Origin of the sequence: Pseudoalteromonas sp. APC 3691 (genome assembly GCF_030408135.1) — a bacterium.
Taxonomy (GTDB): Bacteria; Pseudomonadota; Gammaproteobacteria; order Enterobacterales; family Alteromonadaceae; genus Pseudoalteromonas.
Genome location: NZ_JASDCB010000041.1, coordinates 1 through 22497, shown reverse-complemented (window position 1 = coordinate 22497; position 22497 = coordinate 1). Strand labels below are relative to the sequence as shown.

Genomic DNA, 22497 nt, shown 5'->3' with positions numbered 1-22497 from the left:
CGTGTTACTGGCGCCGTTAATTGCTTGAATAATATCACAGGAGGTAGTAATAAAAAGCTCTTAAAGCAAGCTATTTCACTTGCTTTAAGATGGTTGGGAGGGGAGTAAATCAATTCAACTAAAAGAGCGCCCTAGTGAGGATGCTCAATGTTTTCTAATACTTCACTGAAAGAGTGAGCAATAGGGCTAATATGTAGTGGAATATGTAATGTTTTAGCTATTTGGCGAGCTGAAATTAAACCACAAATTTCGCTACTTGCTGTTGTTACTAATAAAAACATTACACCTTGATGCTCCATTGTTTGCAGCGCATCACCAATACATGCATAGCTTAAACTTTGCATGCTTACACCTGTAAGTCGGCTAATTGGCGTCATAATATCGCGCAAGCTTACTTCACTTCGTGGGGTATTTAAACGCTCTGCAATAATAGTAATTTTAGAGCTTTGTAAATCGGCGCTAGAAACAAGACCAATCAATTTTTGGTTCTCGTCGGTTACTAAAACAAAATCAGATTGTTGTGCACTAACTTGTTTAAGTGCATCTGTAATCGTTGTTGTATGCTCTGCACGAATGGGCGTTTTTTGAGTAAAGTTATTTACCATTTTTAGTGCTGGAGATGATAAATCAATCAATGGTTGGTCATCTGCAAATGTGCTTGCAATAACGCCGTGAGAAACATTTTGAGTACGTAATTCTTTAAAGTTAGACATAGTAGTCACCTTAGTAGTTATAAAATTTAATTAAGTTGTAAAATAATGAATTAAATTAAATAGCTAGGTGGTCCGCGTTGGTACGCAGTGCTAAAAGGTCTGTTTAGGTTGGTGCTCTTATAAAAAGAATCTACGACATTAGGAAGTGGTTGAGGCGACCTAAAGGTAATAGTATTAACGTGAGAGTCTACGTCAAAATCGAGGTTTGCTTGGTCAGGAATGTCACAAGCAATAAAGTGATTAGATAGTTTAGCGTTATCAAGGTTTACTTCAGTGTTACTGGCATGCAGCGTCAAACTTACACTCATTAAAAGTGCAAACAATACGGCATTATTTAATATGCGCTGTACTATGTTTGACATAACCACGACCTTAATTAACTGCTTTCAAATTAAACAAATCAACTTGAATAATTCAGTTATAGCTTATTGGTTTAATTTACACAATCAAAAGTTAACATGATCTGAATCAAAACTTTTTATTTCTTTTTTTGGTAATCGATACTGTTTACATACCACTGTTTTTTACCCTGAGGAGTAGGTACTTCAAAATCGTCATCTACTTGTTTTTTAATCAGCGCCCGCGCCATAGGTGAGTCTATCGATATGTAATCTTTTCGGTCGTAAATTTCATCAGGTCCGACAATTCTGAATTTTTTAGTTTCACCTTCTTCGTTTTCAATTTCGACCCATGCACCAAAAAACACTTTTCCATCTTGAACGGGAGAGTAGTCGATGATTTTTAAATCAGGTATGCGTTTGCGTAAATAGCGTACACGACGGTCAATTTGGCGTAGCAAACGCTTGTTGTACTGATAGTCTGCGTTCTCAGAGCGATCTCCGAGGCTGGCTGCCCAGCTAACTATTTTTGTTACTTCTGGGCGTTTAACGTTCCATAGTTGATCGTGTTCTTGTTGTAATTGCAAGTAACCTTCGCGGGTAACTAAATTTGTTTTCATGGCCAATTCTTTATTAACTCTAATGGTGTGCACGTTATTAAATTTGCCAAAACTTGTCGAGCGTAAAATGTAATAAAGTACGAGTAAGGAAGCTTTGAAATGTTCAGTAACAATCTAAGCAAGTAATTAGTTTTTGATTATTAAGTTTTTCATTTATATTAACTAGTAATTGGATATAAAAATAAGAAAGAGATTATGGGACACGAGACCACAAAAGTATTAGTTGTTGATGACGATATGCGCTTACGCAGTTTGCTTGAACGTTACTTAGTAGAGCAAGGCTTTATTGTTAGAACCGCAGGAAACTCGGAGCAAATGGATAGACTCCTAGAGCGTGAAAACTTTCACTTAATGGTTCTCGATTTAATGCTTCCAGGCGAGGATGGCTTATCTATTTGCCGCCGACTACGCCAAAAAGAAAATGAAATTCCTATTGTTATGCTTACTGCAAAGGGCGACGAAGTAGACCGTATTATTGGTCTTGAACTTGGCGCTGACGATTACATTCCAAAACCATTTAATCCACGTGAGCTACTTGCTCGCATAAAAGCAATTTTACGCCGCCGCGCAAAAGAAGTGCCAGGTGCTCCTGCTGCTGAAGAAAACTTAATCGCTTTTGGTAAATTTACGCTTAATTTAGCAACGCGCGAAATGAGTGAAGGGGATAAAACAATATCGCTTACCAGTGGTGAGTTTGCAGTGCTCAAAGCGCTTGTTTCGCATCCGCGTGAGCCACTTAGCCGCGATAAGCTAATGAACTTAGCGCGTGGGCGTGATTACAGTGCGCTTGAGCGAAGTATTGATGTGCAAGTGTCGCGACTTCGCCGCATGATTGAAGTAGATGCTGCTAATCCGCGATATATTCAAACCGTTTGGGGTTTGGGGTATGTGTTTGTTCCCGACGGTGGAAAGTAATATTTATGGGCATGTTTCCGCGCAGTGCTTTTGGGCAAACTGTTTTTTTAGTGGCGGCTTTGTTGCTAATAAATCAAATAGTGTCTTATGTTACGGTTAGTTTTTATGTTGTAAAACCAACTATTGAGCAAGTTAACTTGATGCTTGCTAAGCAAATTAAAACGGTATTTATTGACTGGGAAGATGGCGTTGAAATAAACGACGAAGTATCTGCGAAGTTTTTTGAAATTACCGGCATTGAAGTGATGACTCAGCGCGAAGCGATGCGTCAAGGGCTTGGGCAAAGCCGCGAATATTCTATGCTATCGCGTAGCATGACTGAGCAACTTGGTGGTTATTCTCGTGTACGTATTAGCCAAACTGATCCATTGATTTATTGGGTTGAAGCACCGCAAGCGCCAGGTTATTGGGTAAAAGTACCGCTTAAAGGCTTTAAAGAGAATAACTTAGAGTTTTTAACTTTTTACTTATCAAGTATTGGCTTTTTAAGTGTGCTGGGTGGGTGGTTGTTTGCAAGGCACCTTAATAGGCCATTAAAAGCACTGCAACAAGCTGCAGTAAAAGTAGGTAAAGGCGATTTTTCTACCAAATTAGAAGAAGAAGGCTCAACAGAAGTAATAGAAGTAACGCGCGCGTTTAATCAAATGTCGCGCGGAATTGCCGCACTTGAAAACGACCGCCGTTTACTAATGGCTGGTGTATCGCATGATTTACGTACGCCGCTTACGCGTATCCGTTTAGCCACCGAAATGATGGTTGATGAAGACGACTATCTTCGTGAAGGTATTATTTACGATATAGAAGATATGAACGGGATTATCGATCAGTTTATTGAGTATTTACGCCACCATAAACGTGAAGAGCTAAGTTGCGAAGATATAAATGCTTTAGTTGCCGAGGTTGTAAATTCTGAGCTTCAGCATCAACGTACTATTACGTTTAAAAGTAATCCAAATATAGGCAATATACCCTTAAGCTCTGTGGCTATTAAACGTGTAATTACCAACATGATTGGTAATGCGCTGCGTTATTCTGAGGGCGATATTGAAGTACTTAGTTACTTTAATTCAAACAAAAAATATGTAGTTATCGCTGTAAACGATAGTGGTCCTGGGATCCCTGAAAACGAATTAGAGTCTGTGTTTGAGCCCTTTAAGCAAGGCGATGCTGCACGTGGCAGTGAAGGTAGTGGCTTAGGCCTTGCCATTATTAAACGCATTGTTGATATACACGACGGTAAAGTAAAACTAGAAAACCGCCCAGAAGGCGGTTTAAGTGCACAAGTATATTTGCCAATAAAGGTATCAACCCCTGCATAGTAAATGCAGGGGGCCCATCATATTAAAGTGCTTTAAAACGAATAGCTGTACCGCCACTAGTGGCTAATTTAAGCGTTAGTTTATCGCTTGCAGTTACAACACGTTTTTCGATAGTTAGATCGTACGGATTGTTTTTCCACTCTGCGCTTTTACCATCTTTATAAATTTGTGCTTCAAACTTTTTGCCTTGCTCTAAAAAGTCGAGTTTTACCTCAACAGTTCTGGCTTTTTCGTCAGTAACAGCACCTAAGTACCAATCATTTCCTGAGTATTTAGTGCTTTTACGTTCTTTACGGGCAAATACAATAAAGTCGCCTACTTCACCATCAATAGCAATACTTTGCTGCCAATCTGTTGGTACGTCTTGAATGAATTGAAACGCATCGGGCTTAGCCAAATAGTTTTTAGGTAAGTCGGCAGCCATTTGAATTGGGCTATACAAAACAACATAAAGTGCAAGTTGTTTGGCAAGTGTAGTTTGTGGGCGGTTTGTATCGCCTCCTAAACCATTAAAGCTCATATCAAAAATACCTGGCGTAAAGTCCATAGGGCCAGAGAGCATGCGGGTAAAGGCAAGCATTGGTACGTGTTCTGGTGGGTTAGGTGGTGAACCCCATGCATTGTATTCTTGTCCGCGTGCGCCTTCGCGCGCAATCCAGTTTGGATAAGTACGGCGCAGGCCTGTATCTTTAATTGGCTCGTGCGTATTGATGCTAATTTTATGTTTAGCTGCAAGTTTTACGTTATAAAGGTATTCGTTAACCATAAACTGGCCGTCATGCCATTCATGGCGAGCAATACCGTTTTTGTCTATACGTTTTATATTTCCGCCATCGGCTACATAACCTGTTTTTACTTGGCTTACGTTTGATTTTTCGTAAAGTGTAAAGGCATCTTCCATTTGGTCACGGTAGTTGCTTACATTGCCTGATGTTTCATGGTGGCCAATGAGCTGTACGCCTTTTTCTTTGCCGTATTGAGCAAGCGCTGCTATATCAAAGTCGTCGTACGGTTTGGTAAAGTTAAATACATCGCCATTAAAATACCAATCGCCATCCCAACCAATATTCCAGCCTTCAACGAGTACGCCATCAAAACCATACTGCGCTGCAAAATCCATATAGTATTTTGTGGTTTGCGTAGTGGCGCCGTGTTTTTTACCGCTACCCCAAGTTTGCGTGTTTATATGCATACCCCACCAAATACCGACGTATTTGCCAGGTTTAACCCACGACACGTCACCGAGTTTATTAGGCTCGTTTAAATTTAGTATTATATCTGAATTAACTAGGCCAACAGCGCTGTCGGCTATTTGAATGGTGCGCCATGGTGTTTTAAAAGCGCCTTGCTTTTTAACGGCAATACCATCTGACCAAGGGGTTAAGTCGGCTGTAAATGTGCCTGGACGGCGCTGATTAAGCACCATACCCGCGTAATCAACAAGCGCAGCTTCATGAATACTAATATGAGTACCGTCACTTGTTTTAAACGTAAATGGTGTGTGAGCTAGTGGAGCTTCGTTAAGTGGAGTAGTGTTGTAAACATATTCGTAGCGGTTCCAGCCACGAGCAGGTATCCACCATGCTGTTGCATCATGGCTATTGTTTATTGCAAATTCAGTTAACTCTTTGGTTATTTCTGTATGTTCGAAGCCGGCTTGTTGTGGTACTTCGTATCTAAAACCTACACCACTATCAAATGCTTTAAATCGAATAGTGTAGGTACCTTTATTTGGCTCGTTTTTTGTAAAGGTAACGGCCACTTCGTTATATTCGTCAACAACGTTTTGGCGTTCGCCCCAAGGTTGTTGCCACTGCGAGTTAACGCTTTGTTGTTCAATGCTTTTAATTTTAAAGCCATCGCTAAAAGCTGCTTGTGTTTTAAATTCAAACCCCAGTAAAGATTTGTTTATAACCGCTTTGTTTTTAAATTTTATTGCGTAGCTTGGCGTGTTGTTTTCGTCAGAGATGCTTACTGTTATTTGTGTGTCTGGCGATTTTAGCTCTACGGTTTGTCCGTAGCTATTACTAGCAAAGGCTAAAAGCACAAGTGCTGGTATTCTCATGGTGTGTCCTTAGATGAGTCGGTGGTGACATTTAAGGATAATGACTGTTGATGATTAATACGACTGCCTACATACGTATTCAATGTTTTAAAAAATAGAAAGAATTTAGTGGTTTAATCGGTCTATAATGTAAACAAATTGATAATAGCGACAAGAAAATGATAAAAAGCTTACTTTGTGTATTTTTACTAAGTGTTAGTACTGGAGTTTTTGCAGCAAATATAACAATTAAAAATGCTAATAATGGCCCATTATCTAATGCTGTTGTGTGGCTAACTGCAGGAGATTCCTCTAGCGTTATTCCTCCAGAAGCACCTTATGCGATGACCCAGCAAAATCGAGAATTTAAGCCGCGTATTTTAGTTGTCCCACAAAATGCAAAGGTAGAGTTTCCGAATGCGGACTCAATCATGCATCATGTTTATTCATTTTCTAAAGCCAAAACGTTCGAATTAAAGCTATATAAGGAGCACCCAAAAGCGCCCATTACTTTTGATCAAACGGGTGTTGTTGAGCTTGGCTGTAATATTCATGATTGGATGTTAGGTTATATTGTGGTGGTAGATAGTACTATTTTTGCAATCACTGATGAAAATGGCCATGTTGATTTAAATGCCAATGCAGGCGAATACACGTTAAGTGTTTGGCATTCTGGATTTAGTGATATTAGTAAGGTTGAATCTCAAACTATTACTGTGGCTACTAACCCGATCACTTATAAAGTAAAGCAGGAAATTGCGGAGCAAATTGACTTTGCTACGGATGAATTTGATGACTATTAATCGTTTAACGAGGCTGATATTTTTAGCCGGTGCTTTATGTTTTAGTAATGCATTGTATGCACAAGTAAAAGGCTTGATACAAATTAGAGCCGTGCAGGGTGACGATACACGTAGCTTCCAAGAGGGCGGCCTTGGGCTATATCGGCACGATACTAAAAGCGACGAACTTATTTTATCCCAAGGTATTTTAGATTTTAATGTTGATTTAGCATCTAGTTGGTCGGCTCATGGGGTGTTAAATGCGAATCAAGATCCTGACGTTGGCCTTGGTTTTACGCAAGCTTATGTAAAGTATCAGCCGCTATCTAACAGCAACTATAAATGGCATGTGCGTGTAGGGGGCTTTTATCCACTTATGTCGCTTGAAAACCCTGATATAGGATGGACTTCTCCTTATAACTATACAAACTCAGCTATTAATAGCTGGATAGGCGAGGAAGTACGCACTGTTGGCGCAGAGGTAACTATTAAGCGCCCAGCAAAACGTTTTAACAGCGCTCATAGCTTTAGTTTTGTAGGTGCTACATTTAAAGGCAATGACCCTGCCGGTACTTTACTTGCTTGGCGTGGTTTTGCATTACACGATAGGCAAACTACATTTAACGAAAGTGTTAAATTTGCGCCTGTAGCGGCATTAAATACGTATGAATTACGCTGGCAAGCTAATCAGGTTTTACCGTTTGAAGAAGTAGACGGACGTTTTGGCTATTACGCTGGCGTACACTGGGATTACTTAAAAAAATCACAATTTCGAATTTATTATTACAACAATAACGGTGACCCAACCACACTTAATATTAGTACAGGGCAGTATGCTTGGGATACTCGCTTTACAAGCGCCGCTTGGCTTTATAAGTTTAATAATAAAACCCGCTTTATAGCACAGGTACTTAATGGTAAAACCGAAGTGGGCGCTAATGCTTTAATTGATAATGCCTTTTACAGCCATTATTTAATGTTAAGCCATAAAGAAGGCAAGCATCGAGTTTCTGTACGCTTCGATTACTTTAAAGTGACAGATAACGACACCACTGCGTTTGATCCTAATGCAAGCAATGGGGAAGGTTTAACCGCAACATGGCGCTACCAGCTCACTAATAAACTACAAATAGGGGTTGAAGGTTCTGCACTTAAAAGTGCTGCTAAAAATAGAGAGCCAATTGGATTTAATGAACGAATCTCGCAGCAGCAAATAATGCTAAATGCGCAATGGCGTTTTTAAAAGTATAAAAAAGGGAGCATTTAAAGCTCCCTTTTTAGTTTAATAAAATTGGTATAGATTATACCAACCTGCATAAATCTTTGATCAATTTAACGAATTAAATTGCACTATAACGTCGTTAAAAATTTTTTATTTAGAACAACTAGATACAAAAATTTTTGCCTAGTTCTAGCGTAATTTTCTTAACGTTAAATAGACCCCATATATAAGCAGATTGGTATTATTTTTTATCGAATGCGCGTTTCATGTAGTTAGGTGTAGCGAGTGCGCCATGATGAATACCGCTATTGTAGTATTCACTGTGCTCGGCTATTTGTGCCGCGCCATCTTCTCTAAAGCCGTCAAATGCTTGTGATTTACGTGCAAGTGTTACTGACCATAAACCGCTTGGGTAAATTGGTTGCGGGAATGGCAGTGTTTGTAAATCGTTAAAGCCTACGCTTAGCATTGCTTCGCGCATTTCAACTAATAATGGCATATGCATAAGAGGTGATTCGCTTTGTTGTACTAAAACACCACCTGGGCGCAGTGCATCTAAACAGCTTGTGTAAAACGCATGATTAAATAAACCTTCACCTGGACCCACCGGATCGGTGCCATCAACAATAACCACGTCGATAGATTCGCCAGCGGCTTCGCGCATGTATTTAATACCGTCGTCAAACATAACCGTTGCACGGGCGTCGTTGTTAGATTCACAAAGCTCTGGGAAGTATTTTAACGACATTTGCGTTACTACTTCGTCTATATCTATTTGCGTTACAGTTTCTACGCCTGGGTGTTTTAATACTTCGCGTAAAGTACCGCAGTCGCCGCCGCCAATGATAACGACGTTTTTAGGGTTTGGGTGCGCTAAAAGTGCAGGGTGGCTGATCATCTCATGGTAAAAAAAGTTTTCGCGGGTTGTTACCATAGTACACCCGTCGATGATCATTAAATTACCAAAGTCTGTGGTTTCAAACATTTCTACCTTTTGAAAAGGAGACTGTTTTTCATCTAACTTTTTATTAATACGTAATGAAAATGCGCTGCCATCGCGGTCGCTAATTTCAGTAAACCACTTACTTTGATCTAAATTTGCCATAGTTACTATTACACTTTTTTAGGTTGAGTATGAAAAAGGGGCAATTCTGCCAGTGCTTGGCGTTTTGCTCAATGACATTTTAACTGATTTGACGAATAAAGTTAGTTAGGAGTGAGTGAAAGTTCAATTTTTGTTAGCCTAGTGGATAGTGACGTATTAAAATGCGCCTTTATACCTAATTGACTAAAGAAGAGTTGCCATGACCTGGGGTTTAGAAACAGCACGCGCCACTTATAACGTTGCTCATTGGAGTGATGGTTATTTTGATATTAACGCACAAGGCGAACTGGTGGCTTACCCAGATGGCGACCAAACAAAACCGGCCATTTCTTTAACGCAATTAACTGAGCAGTTTAAACAACAAGGTTTAACGTTGCCGGTTTTAGTGCGCTTTACCGATATTTTAAAAAATCGTGTAGACACACTTACTAATGCGTTTACGCAAGCGCGAGCAAATCGTGAATATAATGGCAAATACACCTGTGTTTACCCAATTAAAGTAAATCAGCAACGCTCTGTAGTAAGTAAGCTATTAGCGCATCCAAGCGGACTTGTTGGCCTAGAAGCAGGCTCAAAGCCAGAACTTATGGCTATTTTGGGCGTAGCAAAAGAGCCAATCACTATTGTGTGTAACGGCTATAAAGACAGTGAGTTTTTACGCTTAGCATGTATTGGTCAAGCAATGGGCCACAGCGTAAAAATTGTGGTAGAGAAGCTTTCAGAACTAACCACACTACTTGAAGAAATAGACAACCTAGGCATAGAACCTGCTATTGGTATTCGCATTCGCCTAAACTCAGTAGGCAAAGGCAAGTGGCAAAACACGGGCGGCGAAAAAGGTAAGTTTGGTTTAACGGCAGGCCAAGTACTAAGTGCTGTTGAAGTGCTGAAAAAGCATAATAAGCTGCACTTAATGCAAATGGTGCATTTTCATATTGGTTCTCAAATTGCCAACATTCGTGATATTCACCGTGCTTTGCGTGAATGTGCACGCCACTTTGCTGAGCTTACACAATTAAACGTACCGTTAAACACCGTTGATGTAGGCGGCGGCTTAGGCGTTGATTACGAGGGCTCTGGCTCACGCAGTGCGTGTTCAATGAATTACACCGTAGAAGAGTACGCGCGTAATGTAGTGAATGCATTTGCAGAGGTGTGCGATCAGCATAACCTTACGCATCCGGCCATTATCACCGAATCGGGGCGCGCTTTAACCGCTCACCATGCGGTATTAATTACCGATGTAATTGACGTAGAAAAAGCGCCCAATCATTTAAATCCAGAGCCACCGCTTGAAAATAGCGCGTTAGTGCTTGATGAAATGTGGCAGTGTTTACAGCGTTTAAACCCGCGTATGGCACTTGAGATTTATCACGACGCTATGCACTTATTTAGCGAAGCGCACGATCAGTACGTGCATGGCTTAGTAAGCATGCTAGAGTGGGCGAAAATAGAGCAGCTTTACTTTACTATTTTACATCGTGTACGTGCATCGCTTAGTAATAATGCGCGCGCGCACCGTGAAGTCCTCGACGATTTAAACGAAAAGCTTGCCGATAAACTCTTTGTTAACTTTTCATTATTTCAGTCATTGCCTGATGTATGGGGTATTCAGCAGTTGTTTCCGGTTATGCCAATCGAAAACTTAACTCAACCATTGACTCAGCGCGCGATTATTCAAGATATTACCTGTGACTCTGACGGGCAAATCCGCGAATACGTTGAAGGCGCAGGTATCGAAACCAGCCTACCAATACCAGAATATAAACACGGTGAGCAATACCACATTGCTATGTTTATGGTGGGTGCATATCAAGAAATTTTAGGCGATTTACATAACCTATTTGGTGACACTGATTCTGTGCATGTAGAGCTTAACGATGAAGGTTATGTGTTAACCAATGCCATAAAAGGTGATAGCGTTAAGGATGTATTAAAGTTTGTTGACTATGATAGCGCCATTTTAGCTGACAACTTTGCGTACCAAGTTAATAAACTTGATGTATCAGCGCAGTGTAAAGAAGGTTATTTAGCTGAGCTTAATGCAGGCCTTGAAGGCTATACCTATTTTGAAGATTAATTTGTAAGCAACTGAAAGCGCAGTATTAGTGGCTGCGCAATGTTTAAAGGAATGGAAGTAATGTCAGTTATTCGCGGTGTATTTAGTATTATTTTTTACACAATAAACACACTTTTTTGGTTTGTGCCTATTTTTATTTGTGGGCTTATAAAGCTTATACCTATTAAGCCTCTACAAAAGGTTATGAGCTGGGCTGCAAAGCAATTTGCAACTATTTGGGTAACCTTTAATAGCTTAAATCAAAAGTTATTTACGCCAACTAAACTTAATGTAACTGGCCTTGAAGACCTTAAGCTAAAGGATTGGTACCTAGTAATTGCAAATCACCAAAGCTGGGTCGATATTTTAGTATTGCAGCGCGTGTTTAACCGTAAAATTCCATTTTTAAACTTCTTTTTGAAAAAAGAGCTTATTTACGTGCCTATTCTAGGTTTGTGTTGGTGGGCGCTTGATTTTCCGTTTATGACTCGCACGAGTAAAAGCCAATTAAAAAAGAATCCAAAGCTGCGAGGCAAAGACTTAGAAACCACGCGTAAAGCCTGCGAAAAATTTAAAGAGATGCCAGTAAGTGTGGTTAACTTTGTAGAAGGCACTCGTTTTACTACACAAAAGCACGCGCGCCAAAATAGCCCGTTTCCACATTTATTAAAACCAAAAGCGGGCGGTATTGCTTTTGTAATGCAAGCGATGGGCGAGCAAATTACTAAAGTGGTTAACGTTACCATTCATTACCCAGATGGCATTCCTACATTCATGGATTTTGCAGGTGGTAAGGTAAAAAATATCAACGTACACGTGGATGTAAGGCCTGTAAGCGAAGAGCTTATTGGTGACTACACCGGCGATTCTGAATTTAGAGTACGCTTTCAAAGCGAGCTAAATCGTTTATGGGAAAATAAAGAGCAAACATTACAATCGCTCGAAAAACACCCCAAATAAAAGGCAAAAATATGAGCTTACAGTTATGCTAAAAAAGTGGTTACCAAATTGGCTTAACGGCTTAATTGTGGGCTGCGTATTGTTTTCTAATGTAATGCTTTTTGGCTCGCTAGTATTTGTACTAGGGCTTATTAAGTTATTACTGCCTTTGTCTGTTGTTAACTCTTTATTGCACAGCGCTTATCGAGGGTGGTGTAATGGCAATCGGTTTGGCTTGTGGCTAGGTTGTCCTAATATTGTGGTTGATATAAGTGGCGATTTAAATTCAAAAAGTTGGTATTTACTTATATGTAATCACACGAGTTGGTTAGATATAACCGTGCTTAGCTCATTACATGCATTACCAGCCCCTAAGTTTTTTTTAAAAGATGAATTAAAATACGTGCCTTTTATTGGCACTGGTGCGTGGGCTATGGGTATGCCGTTTATGAAACGGGTAAGCAAAGCACAGCTTGCTAAAAACCCAAAATTGAAAGGGTTGGATGTAGAGCGCACAAAGCACAGCTGTCGCAATTTTCGTCACTATCCTACTACCATCGTTAATTTTGTTGAAGGCACACGCTTTACGCCAGCTAAGCATAATCTGCAGCAAAGTCCTTTTAAGCACTTATTAAAACCCAAAGCGGGTGGCATTGCTTTTGCGCTTGAAGTGCTAGCCAACCAATTTGATGCCATGCTAAATACAAGTTTAGTGTATAGCGGTAAAACAGATCACGTTTGTCGGAACTTACTCAAAGGCGAGCTAGATTCTATTTATGTTTCAATAGACGTAACGCCCATTAATGACAATATGCAGGGCAGCTATCAAACCGATGACGTATTTAAAGCTAATTTTCAACATTATGTGAATGAGCTATGGGTTGCAAAAGATCAGCAGCTTGCCGATATTTATGCTCAACAAGATTTACCTGAACCACAAATCAGTAAGGAAATTGAAACACTATGACCAACACCCACCTACAGGAGTTAATCGCTCCTTGGTTTGAAAAAGTACCCGATGCGGATTTTCTTAGTTCTATTACCGCAGTTTCAATAGGGATTTTTTCTTTATTAATTGTTTACTTATTTACTCGTAGGTTAATGTTACCAGGCATTCAAAAAGTGGTAACTAAGCTTTCGCCTCAACGTATTGGTTCGTTGTCGCCTATGCTTAATAAGCTTAATAGACGTATTGCAGGTATGCTTTGCTGCGTATTATTTTTGGCGACCTTTGACAGTGTTTATCCGGTTAATGAGCTGACCGCTGAAATTTTGAAAACGGTTGGCCAAGCCATACTAATTATTCATGTAGGTTTTATTTTTAGCAGTATTGTAAGCATTGCGGGTTCTATTTATAACCAATTGGAGTTTGCACGCGAAGTCCCTATTCAGGGCTTAATTCAGGTTGTTAAGCTAATCACCTTTATTGTGTGTGCTATTTTAATTGTAAGTATTTTCCTTGAGAAGTCACCCACTTATATTCTCTCTGGCTTTGGTGCTATTGCTGCTGTTACGTTATTAGTATTTAAAGACACTATTTTAGGCTTTGTAGCTAGTATTCAAATCGCAGCAAATCGCCTAGTAACCTATGGTGATTGGATTCAAGTAGAAAACTATGGCGCCGATGGCGAAGTAATTGATTTGGGTTTAAACACTGTAAAGGTACGTAACTGGGATAACACCATTACAACTATTCCAACTTATATGCTAGTTGCGGGTTCGTTTAAAAACTGGCGCGGTATGCAAGAGTCGGGCGGTAGACGTATTAAACGTTCACTTAATATAGATATGCACAGTATTTGTTTAGTAAGTGATGAATTTAGAAAGCAGATAGATGCGGCTATTCCGCTTCATGACTATATCCGAGTGACGACATTACCCGCTCAAGTTTCTAATTTAGGGCTGTTTCGTCGTTATGCTGAGGGCTATTTAAAGCAACACAGTAAAATTAATACGTCGCTTACGTTAATGGTACGAGAGCTACAACCAATGAACCACGGGTTACCGATTGAGTTTTATTGCTTTAGTGAAGACAAACGCTGGATTTCGTACGAGCATCTACAAGCCGAAATAATGGACCATTTACTTGCAGTATTGCCAGTGTTTGGGCTTAGGGCATATCAAAGTGTTAGTGGGCAATTAAGCCCTCCTAACGAGCAACAAACAGATAAGCCAACATTTAGAGTGATGGCAAATAGTGCTGCAAAAGACCCACAGCAATAAATAAAGCTAAGAGCCACCAAATAGGTGGCTTTTTAAATCGCAGCCATGCAAATGTAATTATTAGTAACGCAACCTGCCAAAGGTTATGCACAGCCGATGTCCAAATTGGTGAATACAATGCGGCCGCTAAAAAACCGACTACCGCTGCATTAAGCGCCGCTATTGAATTTGCAAAATGTGGCTTACTTGCCAAATTAATCCAACTCTTCTGAAACGCCAGTATAAGTAAAAAACCAGGCATAAATATAAGCAGTGTAGCTATAAGGGCACCCACTAAAGGTTGCTCAGAAGTAAGTTGTGCGCCTAAGTAAGTAGCAATAGTAAACATTGGCCCTGGCACTGCCTGTGCACTCGCGTAAGCACTTAAAAACTGATCATCACTCAATGCTGGTACGCCAGCTTGAAGTACCGGCAGTACTACGTGTCCGCCGCCAAACACCATTGCACCCGCTTGGTAAAAAGGGATAAACAAAGCAAACTCATGCCCTAGTGGAATAAAGCTAACCCCAAGTAAGAGCGCAAATAACCCCAGTGCAATCCAATTAATATTACTGTTTTTACTGCTAACATCGTCTGCTACTGTGCCAAGTTTTAATAAAGGCCATATAGCACCTACTGTTGCAGCAGTGATTAAAATCGCTATTTGAGTTCCCATCATTGGAAATAACACCAAGGCAAGTGTACTCATTATCGCAAGTAACTTAAGCGCAGCACTTGTACAAAAGCTTTTAGCCATACTAAGTGTTGCATCCGCGACTATAACAACGGCAAATAACTTTAAGCCTGCAATAATTGCAAAGTAAACAGCGTCAAACTGATGGGCACTAACCGCAAGCAGCACCATTATTAAAAACGAAGGCAAGGTAAAGCCTACAAAAGCAGCTATACCACCCAGTACTCCTGCACGCTCAACACCAATAGCAAAACTAACTTGGCTAGAGCCTGGCCCTGGTAATGCTTGGCTTAAACTAATAAGTTGTGCGTAACGCGTGTTAGTTAGCCAATTTAACGAGTCTACAAAGTGGCGCTTAAAATAGCCTAAATGCGCAGCGGGGCCACCAAAACTCATGCACCCTAGTAAAAAAAATTGTCTAAAAATAGCAATTAACATTGCGCCAATATCCTTTGTAAAATTCATTAAATTGTCACAGCGTAGTATGACATTTTTATTAAAACGGCACATTAGTTTGAGGTCTGTTTAACAATCAAGCAAGATGCGCTGCTTTTAACACTCTCTTCATAGTTTGTTCATACATGTATTTGCATACTCTTGCTAAATTCTTAATGAATAGGGTATCACCATGACTTTAACTAAATCACTTTTAAGCGTAACCGTAGTAGCTGTATTACTTTCTGGTTGTGAAATGAATAACACCGGCAAAGGTGCGGCTATTGGCGCAGCAGCGGGTGGCGTATTAGGTAAAGCAACAAGTAACCATAAAGATAAGCGTATTTTTATAGGCGCTGCTATCGGCGCACTAGCTGGCGCTGCAGTGGGTAACTACATGGATAAGCAAGAAGAAGCATTTCGTGATGAACTTGCAGGCTCTGGTGTTGAAGTTGTACGTGAAGGCGATAACTTGCGTTTAGTTATGCCATCTAATATTACGTTTTCGACCGACCAATCTTATATTTCGTCTGGCTTTAACGATACCTTAGATGCTATTGCTAAAGTGATGAACAAATACGAAAAAACGTACCTAAGTATTGAAGGCCACACAGATAGCACAGGTAAAGACAGCTACAACATGAACCTATCGCGTGAACGTGCTCAAAGCGTTAAAAACTACTTAGTGAACCAGCAGATTATGGCTGAGCGTGTAAGTACTATGGGTTATGGCGAAACACGTCCAATTGCGACTAACGATAGTGCAAATGGCCGTGCTCAAAACCGCCGTGTAGAAATTCAAATAGTGCCAAACACAGAAGAATAATTAGTCTTTATTAAACTGTAATTCACACAGTTTTTGATACAACGGGTTACTTGCTACTAATTCTTGGTGGGTACCCGTTGCTATAATCTCTCCATTTTCCATGACTACAATCACATCGGCATGTTTAACCGTTGCCAGCCTATGGGCAATAATAAGCGTTGTTCTATTTTGCATTAAATGCTCAAGCGCAGCTTGCACGTGGTGCTCACTTTGAGCATCGAGTGCACTGGTGGCTTCATCAAGAAGGAGTATTTCAGGGTCTTTTAAAATAGCGCGTGCCAGTACAATACGCTGCTTTTGCCCACCCGATAACCTCACACCTTGCTCACCTAAAAAACTGTTATAACCTTGCGGTAATTGTTTAATAAATTCATCAGCATGAGCATGTTTGGCAGCGGCATATACTTGCTCGTCACTTGCTTTTGGGTTGCCGTAGCGAATGTTATGCATTACATCGGAGCTAAATAAAATAGGGTTTTGCGCTACCATACCCATTTTACCTCTGAGGGTATTAAGCGATAATTCTTTAATGTTTATATCTTTAAATTTAATGGCTCCGCTAGCCGGATCGTAAAAGCGCTGTAGTAATTCAAATAAGGTTGTTTTACCTGCGCCAGAAGGGCCAACAATAGCCACAGTTTGGCCTTGAAGTATATTTAAACTTATTTTATTAAGTGCGCTTACGTCTGGGCGAGAAGGGTAGTTAAAGCTTATATTCTCAAGCGTAATAGCAGGGCTGTTACTATTTTTTAGTAAGTTACTATCTTGTGGATTTAGTGGGTTTTCTATCTCACTTTTAACAGCAAGTAACTCAAGTAATCTTGCAGCTGCGCCTGCTGCGCGTTGTAGTTCGCCATATACTTCAGCAACGGTTGCCACCGACATTGCCACCATAATAGCGTAAAACACAAAGGCTCCTAGCTCACCGCCAGTCATGGTACCTGCTAATACGTCGCTGCCGCCGACCCACAGCATTGCGCTAATAGCACTAAAAGTTAAAAATATTACCGCTGCAATTAAAAACGAGCGTTGTTTAATGCGGCTTTTAGCCACATTAAAGGCTTTTTCGGTTTCAAGTGCAAAAGCGTGCTGCTCTTGTTCTTCGTGGCTATAGCTTTGCACTACTTTAATATTTTGAATGATCTCGCCGGCATAGGTGCTTATATCGGCTATGGCATCTTGGCTGGAGCTTGCAAGTTTGCGCACCTTTTTACCAAATACCATCATAGGAACAAGTACCAACGGCACACAAGCAACAACCACTAAAGTAAGTTTTAAATTAGTAAACAACAGCATAGCAAGTCCACCAACCAGCATAAGTACACTGCGAAGCGCCATAGAAAATGATGAACCAATAATTGATTGCAGTAATGTTGTATCGGTTGTTAACCGCGACATAAGCTCGCCACTGCGGTTTTCTTCAAAGTAGCTTGGGTGCAAAGTAACAATGCGATTAAACACGGCTTTGCGAATATCGTTACTGACTCGCTCGCCAATCCACGACATTAAATAAAAGCGGCTAAAGGTGCCCACGGCCAATAAACTAATTAAACCAATAAGCACCAATACAGCTTGTTGTAGCTGCGCTTGGGAGCCAGCTATAAAGCCATGATCTATGACAAACTTAACCCCTTGCCCTAATGATAAGTTAACACCGGCTGTTACTAATAGGGCGCCAAGCGCCGCTACTACCATCCATTTATACGGTTTAATAAAAGCAAAAATAGGTAATAAACTACTAAAAGCGGCTTTTTCGGGCTTAGGGCTTTTTTTTGACATAGTGGATTCTTTTTAAAGGTTAAGGTATAGATATGGCACTAAGATAATAAAAATCAATACTATTAAATATTAGCCAATAAGGAAACGTTATGACTACTGCAACCGTAAGTGGAGAATTTAATGTAAATCTAGCCCCAATTGAAGGTTACGCAAGCGGCCAAAACGGCGTTAATTTAGGGCGTATGTCGATAGATAAAACATTTAAAGGTAGCTTAAATGCCACCAGCCAAGGCGAAATGCTAAGCGCCATGACACCCACACAAGGCAGTGCCGGTTATGTTGCCATAGAGCAAGTAATAGGCGAGCTTGACGGTAAAAAAGGCAGTTTTGTACTGCAGCATTTTGGCACTATGGATAAAGGCCAAGACAGCCTAATTTTAAATGTAATTCCCGACTCTGGCACTAATGAGCTAGAAGGGTTAACGGGCAGTATGAAAATACGTATTGAGCAAGGGATTCACTACTACGATTTTGAATACACGTTATAAGATACTCAAGGATTAAAATGCAAAAAGTAATCGAATTTAGAAAGACCCGTTTTTTGGGTGGGGTAGATATAGTCGCACTGAATGACCGCATACAGGAATTAAACCAAGATGGCTGGAAAGTAATAAACGCAGTGCCCTTGGCAGGTTTTTATGGGCAAGTGCACGGTTATACATTACTTATTGAAACTGACGAGCTTTAAATGACATTTACAGTATGGTTAAGCCTAGCTGCTATTTGCATGATGGGCGCAATGTCGCCAGGACCAAGTTTAGCGGTGGTTTTAAAGCACTCACTTAACGGCAGTATGAAAAACGGAATGCTTGCCGCGCTCAGTCATGGTACTGGCGTTGGCTTGTATGCTGGTGCATCGTTATTAGGGCTAGGCGCTTTAATGATGCAGTTTCCGACTGTTTATCAAATACTGGTGTATTTAGGCGCAGCCTATTTGGCGTATTTAGGTATAAAAATATTGCTAGCAAAACCCAGCAATAACGAACTTGAAGTACAAAAAAGTGAGGTAAGTGCAGCTAAAGCATTACAAGATGGTTTTGCCATTGCTTTTTTGAACCCCAAGCTCGCGATTTTCTTTTTAGCCTTGTTCTCACAGTTTATTGACCCTCAGCTACTTACTTTAAGTGTGGGCATAATTATGTGTTTAACTGTGTTTGTAATTGATACCGGTTGGTACTTGCTGGTGGCGTTACTGACCGAGGTTTCAAAAAACCGCTTTGGATTTACCAAGCAAAACCCGTGGCTTGATAAAATACTGGGTGTTGTGTTTATTGCTCTTGCGATAAAAGTGGTGCTTAGCCTTTAAATAGCGTTCCAAATGCAGGTGTATGTACGCGCATACACCTGCAGCCTAACTCTCATGCCCTGCATACGTATTCATCACATTAATTTTACCTTTTAGTTACAATTTGTTGGTTGTGTTTTGAACAACACAGCAACACCTGACAACAATAACTCAAAGGTTCACACACATGGACAAGTTTAAACTAAGTGCACTTATGCTGGCTTTATTTGCCGCAAATAGTGCATTGGCTGCAAACGAAGACTCAACAAATCAATCACCCAGCACACAAGCTGAAGATTTAGAAATTATTGAAGTGCGAGGCTTTAGTCGCAGTTTAATTCAATCTTTAAATCAAAAGCGTTTTAGCGATACGGTGTCAGAACAAATTTCTGCCAATGATTTAGGGGCATTGCCTGATATTTCAATGGCCGATGCACTTACACGATTACCAGGCATTTCAGCAGTAAGAACGGGCGGACAAGCGGCGCAAATTAATATACGTGGGCTTTCGGGCGGGTTTGTATTTTCAACACTTAATGGCCGCGAGCAAGTATCTACAAGTGGCAGCCGCAGTATTGAGTTTGACCAATATCCGTCAGAATTAATTAGCTCTGCGGTGGTATACAAATCGCCAAAAGCATCGCTTATTGAAGGTGGCGTGGCCGGTACGGTAGAGCTTGAAACCGCCAGCCCACTCAATAACGACCAAACACATAAATTTGTAGCTAATGTGCGCGGTATGTATAACGACCGCGCCTCAGAGGTATCGGATGCCACTGAATTTGGCGACCGAATTAGTTTTTCGTATCAAGGCAAATACCTAGACGACACATTAGGCGTGGCGCTGGGCTATGCGCGTTTGTTTCAGCCAAGTGTAGCAACGCAGTTTATTGGCCTTGCTTACAACGACACAAAAGACGTTGATGGCGCAGCTAACGACACCAATGGCCCTTTAGCTAATCCAGAAAACGAATACATTAGCGAAGGCTTTGAGCTACAGCATTTAGGCGGCGAAGAAACCCGTAATGGTTACTTAGCAGCTATAGAGTGGGCGCCGGTAGATAACTTTAAATTAAAAGGTGACGCATTTTTATCGCGCTTTGATAAAGAGTCATTTGCCCGTGGCCTGAGGGTTAAATTAGGCGGGCCAACAGCTGCATATGCTAACGCTCAGCTCGATGGTAATGCCGTAATAGGCGCAGCGGTTAACCGCACTTCGCAAAGCTATACCCGCGTTGAAATAGTTAACGACGACAACCAAGACTTTGACGAAGTAGATAGTTTTGGCGTTAATGCCGATTGGCAGGTAACCGATAGATTAAGCGTAAATGCCGATGTGTCGCTTTCTCGCGCAAAAAGTAACTTTAGAAATGGCTTACTGTGGAGCTTAGTAGCAGAAGATGCCAATGCAGAAACGCCAGTATTTGATAACAACGTAGCAATTAACTATCAATTAAACGGCTTAAACTTACCTGACGTTGGGTTTAATCAGGCGGCCGCCTTTAGCGATATAGACCGTGTAATGGTCAGCAAATATGGTATTTACCCAGATCAAACAGAAGATGAAGTAACGGCATTTAGACTAGATTTTAAATACGAGCTAGAAAGCGACATATTTAGCTCAGTAGAGTTTGGTGCGCGCTACTCAGATAGAGAATACAGCCGAAAGCGTTCGGTATTTGAGTACGGTAACGACGGGGCGTTTTCAGCAACGCAACCGCCTTTGAGTTTAACCGACGATATGGCTTCTGTGGTTGACTGGCAGGGCGAGTTTAGTTATTTCCCGTCGTATTTAGCCATTGATTTAGACAAAGCGCTCAATGCGTGGTTTCCAGATGGCACGCCCGAGCCTGTCCAAACATGGGGCAACGCCGATGGCGTAGACGACGCGCAAGGTTACACAACTAACTATTCGTGGACATTGCTACAAAGCGGCTCGGTGTTTGAAGATGTGCTAGCTGCGTACGTTATGGTAAACATTAACACGCAAATAGGGGGGCTCGACCTATCGGGTAATGTGGGTGTGCGCCGCGTTGAAACCGACCAATCAGCAACGGTACTAGAAAACGTAGCAGGCGATGCGCGCTTAGGTGCGCAAAATATTGTTGATGAGAACGGCATTGTAAATGATTTATACGCACCTAATGTATTAGGCACTAAATACACCGACTACTTACCATCATTAAATTTAAACCTGCAACTTAACGACAATTCACTTGTGCGCTTTGCAGCGGCTAAAGTAATGTCGCGTGCGCCAATTAACCGCTTAGCGGGCGATGCCAGTGCAAACGTAAGTGACGATGGTGTTATTAATGGTTCAAGTACTAATAACCCATTTTTAAAACCCTTTTATGCCGACCAGTACGACTTATCTTACGAATATTATTTTGAAGAAGGTAACGGCACTATCGCAGCAGCGTTATTTTATAAAAATATAGACTCGTTTGTTGAAACCTTATCAATCGAAAACTTCGACTTTAAAGGCAATGGCTTTAACGTACCTGACTCTATAGAAGACCCAGTTAGTGGCGAGCAAGTTGCGACAATAAACGGTATTTATACCACGGCAGTTAATAACGGTGAAGGTGGCTATATCAGAGGGCTAGAGCTTGCTTATACGCAAGTGTTTACCTTTTTACCTGAGCCATTTAATGGCTTAGGCGCTAACGCAAGTTACTCATACACCGAGAGTGAAATTGAATCGATCACCAGTTTAGGGGGCGACACGTTAGCGCAATCTTTACCTGGGCTATCTAATAACGTGTTTAATGCCACGTTTTTTTACTCAATGGATGATTTTGAAACCCGCCTCAATGTGCGCTACCGCGATGAGTTTGTATCAGAGCAGGTTGCCATTAACGAGCAAGTGGTTAATTTTGATGCTGAAACCGTAGTCGACTTTCAAACCTCTTATCGCTTTAGCGACTCGCTAACAATGCTTTTGCAAGTTAATAACTTAACCGATGAACCAACCCAAAGTTACTTTGGCTCAGAGCAACGAACAGGGACGACTCAGTACTTTGGTCGTCAGTTCTACCTTGGTTTTACATACAGTCATTAATTAGCAAACGGAGCGTTTAAAAATGAAAATTAGTAACTATTCACCAAGACAAATTATTTTCTAAGGATCTTTTTTAGCTATTGACTGATCCTGCCAGTATGCCAAGCTAGAGCTATTACCCTATCGCTCTAGCTTTAATGAATTTAAACAGCATAAATA

20 protein-coding genes are annotated in these 22497 nt (G+C 40.8%); 13 read left to right on the top strand and 7 right to left on the bottom strand.

Features of this window, described 5'->3' with window-relative positions:
• Window positions 1-131 precede the first annotated feature (131 nt).
• From QL998_RS13380 to greB, 3 genes are all read right to left on the bottom strand, one after another.
• Window positions 132-713 (bottom strand): CBS domain-containing protein, encoded by a 582-nt coding sequence (locus QL998_RS13380; RefSeq protein WP_024594284.1) that lies wholly within the window; start codon window positions 711-713, stop codon window positions 132-134.
• A gap of 50 nt (window positions 714-763) precedes the next feature.
• Window positions 764-1075 (bottom strand): hypothetical protein, encoded by a 312-nt coding sequence (locus QL998_RS13375; protein WP_007584977.1) that lies wholly within the window; start codon window positions 1073-1075, stop codon window positions 764-766.
• A gap of 116 nt (window positions 1076-1191) precedes the next feature.
• On the bottom strand, window positions 1192-1671 hold the full coding sequence (gene greB / locus QL998_RS13370) for a transcription elongation factor GreB (RefSeq protein ID WP_007584978.1): 480 nt from the start codon (window positions 1669-1671) through the stop codon (window positions 1192-1194).
• A gap of 195 nt (window positions 1672-1866) precedes the next feature.
• Here greB and ompR point away from each other — a divergent pair, with 195 nt between their 5' ends.
• Window positions 1867-2586 (top strand): two-component system response regulator OmpR, encoded by a 720-nt coding sequence (ompR, locus tag QL998_RS13365; protein WP_024604499.1) that lies wholly within the window; start codon window positions 1867-1869, stop codon window positions 2584-2586.
• A 5-nt stretch (window positions 2587-2591) separates the two neighbouring features.
• A complete protein-coding gene (envZ, locus tag QL998_RS13360) occupies window positions 2592-3905 on the top strand; it encodes a two-component system sensor histidine kinase EnvZ (RefSeq protein WP_024604498.1) in 1314 nt (437 codons plus the stop codon).
• A 22-nt stretch (window positions 3906-3927) separates the two neighbouring features.
• On the opposite strand, the gene QL998_RS13355 is transcribed toward envZ, so the two are convergent.
• A complete protein-coding gene (locus QL998_RS13355) occupies window positions 3928-5970 on the bottom strand; it encodes a glycoside hydrolase family 97 protein (RefSeq protein WP_024604497.1) in 2043 nt (680 codons plus the stop codon).
• Between the two features lie 158 nt (window positions 5971-6128).
• On the opposite strand from QL998_RS13355, the gene QL998_RS13350 reads away from it, so the two are divergent.
• Complete coding sequence (locus QL998_RS13350) at window positions 6129-6752, top strand: plastocyanin (RefSeq protein ID WP_024604496.1); 624 nt, start codon at window positions 6129-6131, stop codon at window positions 6750-6752.
• Window positions 6742-7974, top strand: a complete 1233-nt coding sequence (locus QL998_RS13345; RefSeq protein ID WP_290192871.1) for a hypothetical protein — start codon at window positions 6742-6744, stop codon at window positions 7972-7974. Before QL998_RS13350 ends, QL998_RS13345 begins: the two co-directional genes overlap by 11 nt.
• 220 nt (window positions 7975-8194) lie before the next feature.
• On the opposite strand, the gene speE is transcribed toward QL998_RS13345, so the two are convergent.
• Window positions 8195-9058, bottom strand: coding sequence for a polyamine aminopropyltransferase (gene speE / locus QL998_RS13340; RefSeq protein WP_024604494.1), 864 nt, complete (start codon window positions 9056-9058; stop codon window positions 8195-8197).
• 199 nt (window positions 9059-9257) lie between these two features.
• Here speE and speA point away from each other — a divergent pair, with 199 nt between their 5' ends.
• Genes speA through QL998_RS13320 form a run of 4 tightly spaced genes read left to right on the top strand, consistent with a single transcriptional unit; the run spans window position 9258 to window position 14279 of the window.
• Window positions 9258-11138, top strand: coding sequence for a biosynthetic arginine decarboxylase (gene speA / locus QL998_RS13335; protein ID WP_002959544.1), 1881 nt, complete (start codon window positions 9258-9260; stop codon window positions 11136-11138).
• A gap of 60 nt (window positions 11139-11198) precedes the next feature.
• Window positions 11199-12077 carry an acyltransferase gene (locus QL998_RS13330; protein ID WP_024604493.1) on the top strand — a complete coding sequence of 293 codons (879 nt, stop codon included), beginning with the start codon at window positions 11199-11201 and terminating at the stop codon, window positions 12075-12077.
• A 25-nt stretch (window positions 12078-12102) separates the two neighbouring features.
• The gene (locus QL998_RS13325) at window positions 12103-13023 is read left to right on the top strand and encodes an acetyltransferase (RefSeq protein ID WP_002959541.1); all 921 of its coding nucleotides are present in this window, start codon (window positions 12103-12105) and stop codon (window positions 13021-13023) included.
• Window positions 13020-14279, top strand: a complete 1260-nt coding sequence (locus QL998_RS13320) for a mechanosensitive ion channel domain-containing protein (protein ID WP_002959539.1) — start codon at window positions 13020-13022, stop codon at window positions 14277-14279. Before QL998_RS13325 ends, QL998_RS13320 begins: the two co-directional genes overlap by 4 nt.
• Here the strand turns inward: QL998_RS13320 and chrA are convergent.
• Entirely contained in the window at window positions 14236-15390 is a 1155-nt protein-coding gene (gene chrA, locus QL998_RS13315) for a chromate efflux transporter (protein ID WP_024604492.1), read from the bottom strand. The two genes, QL998_RS13320 and chrA, sit on opposite strands and share 44 nt — an antisense overlap.
• Before the next feature lie 190 nt (window positions 15391-15580).
• Between chrA and QL998_RS13310 the strand changes: the two genes are divergently transcribed.
• A complete protein-coding gene (locus QL998_RS13310; RefSeq protein WP_024604491.1) occupies window positions 15581-16213 on the top strand; it encodes an OmpA family protein in 633 nt (210 codons plus the stop codon).
• On the opposite strand, the gene QL998_RS13305 is transcribed toward QL998_RS13310, so the two are convergent.
• On the bottom strand, window positions 16214-17992 hold the full coding sequence (locus tag QL998_RS13305) for an ABC transporter transmembrane domain-containing protein (protein ID WP_290192870.1): 1779 nt from the start codon (window positions 17990-17992) through the stop codon (window positions 16214-16216). It lies immediately after the preceding gene.
• An 89-nt stretch (window positions 17993-18081) separates the two neighbouring features.
• On the opposite strand from QL998_RS13305, the gene QL998_RS13300 reads away from it, so the two are divergent.
• The 4 genes from QL998_RS13300 (at window position 18082) to QL998_RS13285 (ending at window position 22338) form a co-directional block, all read left to right on the top strand.
• Window positions 18082-18480, top strand: coding sequence for a DUF3224 domain-containing protein (locus tag QL998_RS13300; protein ID WP_024604489.1), 399 nt, complete (start codon window positions 18082-18084; stop codon window positions 18478-18480).
• A 17-nt stretch (window positions 18481-18497) separates the two neighbouring features.
• Entirely contained in the window at window positions 18498-18680 is a 183-nt protein-coding gene (locus tag QL998_RS13295; protein ID WP_024604488.1) for a hypothetical protein, read from the top strand.
• Complete coding sequence (locus QL998_RS13290) at window positions 18681-19298, top strand: LysE family translocator (protein ID WP_024604487.1); 618 nt, start codon at window positions 18681-18683, stop codon at window positions 19296-19298.
• Window positions 19299-19464: 166 nt separating this feature from the next.
• Window positions 19465-22338 (top strand): TonB-dependent receptor, encoded by a 2874-nt coding sequence (locus tag QL998_RS13285; protein ID WP_165724138.1) that lies wholly within the window; start codon window positions 19465-19467, stop codon window positions 22336-22338.
• Window positions 22339-22497 lie beyond the last annotated feature (159 nt).

Coding starts and splice junctions, on each gene's coding strand:
- QL998_RS13380 (WP_024594284.1), bottom strand. CDS start 713: ATGTCTAACTTTAAAGAATTACGTACTCAAAATGTTTCTCACGGCGTT.
- QL998_RS13375 (WP_007584977.1), bottom strand. CDS start 1,075: ATGTCAAACATAGTACAGCGCATATTAAATAATGCCGTATTGTTTGCA.
- greB (WP_007584978.1), bottom strand. CDS start 1,671: ATGAAAACAAATTTAGTTACCCGCGAAGGTTACTTGCAATTACAACAA.
- ompR (WP_024604499.1), top strand. CDS start 1,867: ATGGGACACGAGACCACAAAAGTATTAGTTGTTGATGACGATATGCGC.
- envZ (WP_024604498.1), top strand. CDS start 2,592: ATGGGCATGTTTCCGCGCAGTGCTTTTGGGCAAACTGTTTTTTTAGTG.
- QL998_RS13355 (WP_024604497.1), bottom strand. CDS start 5,970: ATGAGAATACCAGCACTTGTGCTTTTAGCCTTTGCTAGTAATAGCTAC.
- QL998_RS13350 (WP_024604496.1), top strand. CDS start 6,129: ATGATAAAAAGCTTACTTTGTGTATTTTTACTAAGTGTTAGTACTGGA.
- QL998_RS13345 (WP_290192871.1), top strand. CDS start 6,742: ATGACTATTAATCGTTTAACGAGGCTGATATTTTTAGCCGGTGCTTTA.
- speE (WP_024604494.1), bottom strand. CDS start 9,058: ATGGCAAATTTAGATCAAAGTAAGTGGTTTACTGAAATTAGCGACCGC.
- speA (WP_002959544.1), top strand. CDS start 9,258: ATGACCTGGGGTTTAGAAACAGCACGCGCCACTTATAACGTTGCTCAT.
- QL998_RS13330 (WP_024604493.1), top strand. CDS start 11,199: ATGTCAGTTATTCGCGGTGTATTTAGTATTATTTTTTACACAATAAAC.
- QL998_RS13325 (WP_002959541.1), top strand. CDS start 12,103: ATGCTAAAAAAGTGGTTACCAAATTGGCTTAACGGCTTAATTGTGGGC.
- QL998_RS13320 (WP_002959539.1), top strand. CDS start 13,020: ATGACCAACACCCACCTACAGGAGTTAATCGCTCCTTGGTTTGAAAAA.
- chrA (WP_024604492.1), bottom strand. CDS start 15,390: ATGTTAATTGCTATTTTTAGACAATTTTTTTTACTAGGGTGCATGAGT.
- QL998_RS13310 (WP_024604491.1), top strand. CDS start 15,581: ATGACTTTAACTAAATCACTTTTAAGCGTAACCGTAGTAGCTGTATTA.
- QL998_RS13305 (WP_290192870.1), bottom strand. CDS start 17,992: ATGTCAAAAAAAAGCCCTAAGCCCGAAAAAGCCGCTTTTAGTAGTTTA.
- QL998_RS13300 (WP_024604489.1), top strand. CDS start 18,082: ATGACTACTGCAACCGTAAGTGGAGAATTTAATGTAAATCTAGCCCCA.
- QL998_RS13295 (WP_024604488.1), top strand. CDS start 18,498: ATGCAAAAAGTAATCGAATTTAGAAAGACCCGTTTTTTGGGTGGGGTA.
- QL998_RS13290 (WP_024604487.1), top strand. CDS start 18,681: ATGACATTTACAGTATGGTTAAGCCTAGCTGCTATTTGCATGATGGGC.
- QL998_RS13285 (WP_165724138.1), top strand. CDS start 19,465: ATGGACAAGTTTAAACTAAGTGCACTTATGCTGGCTTTATTTGCCGCA.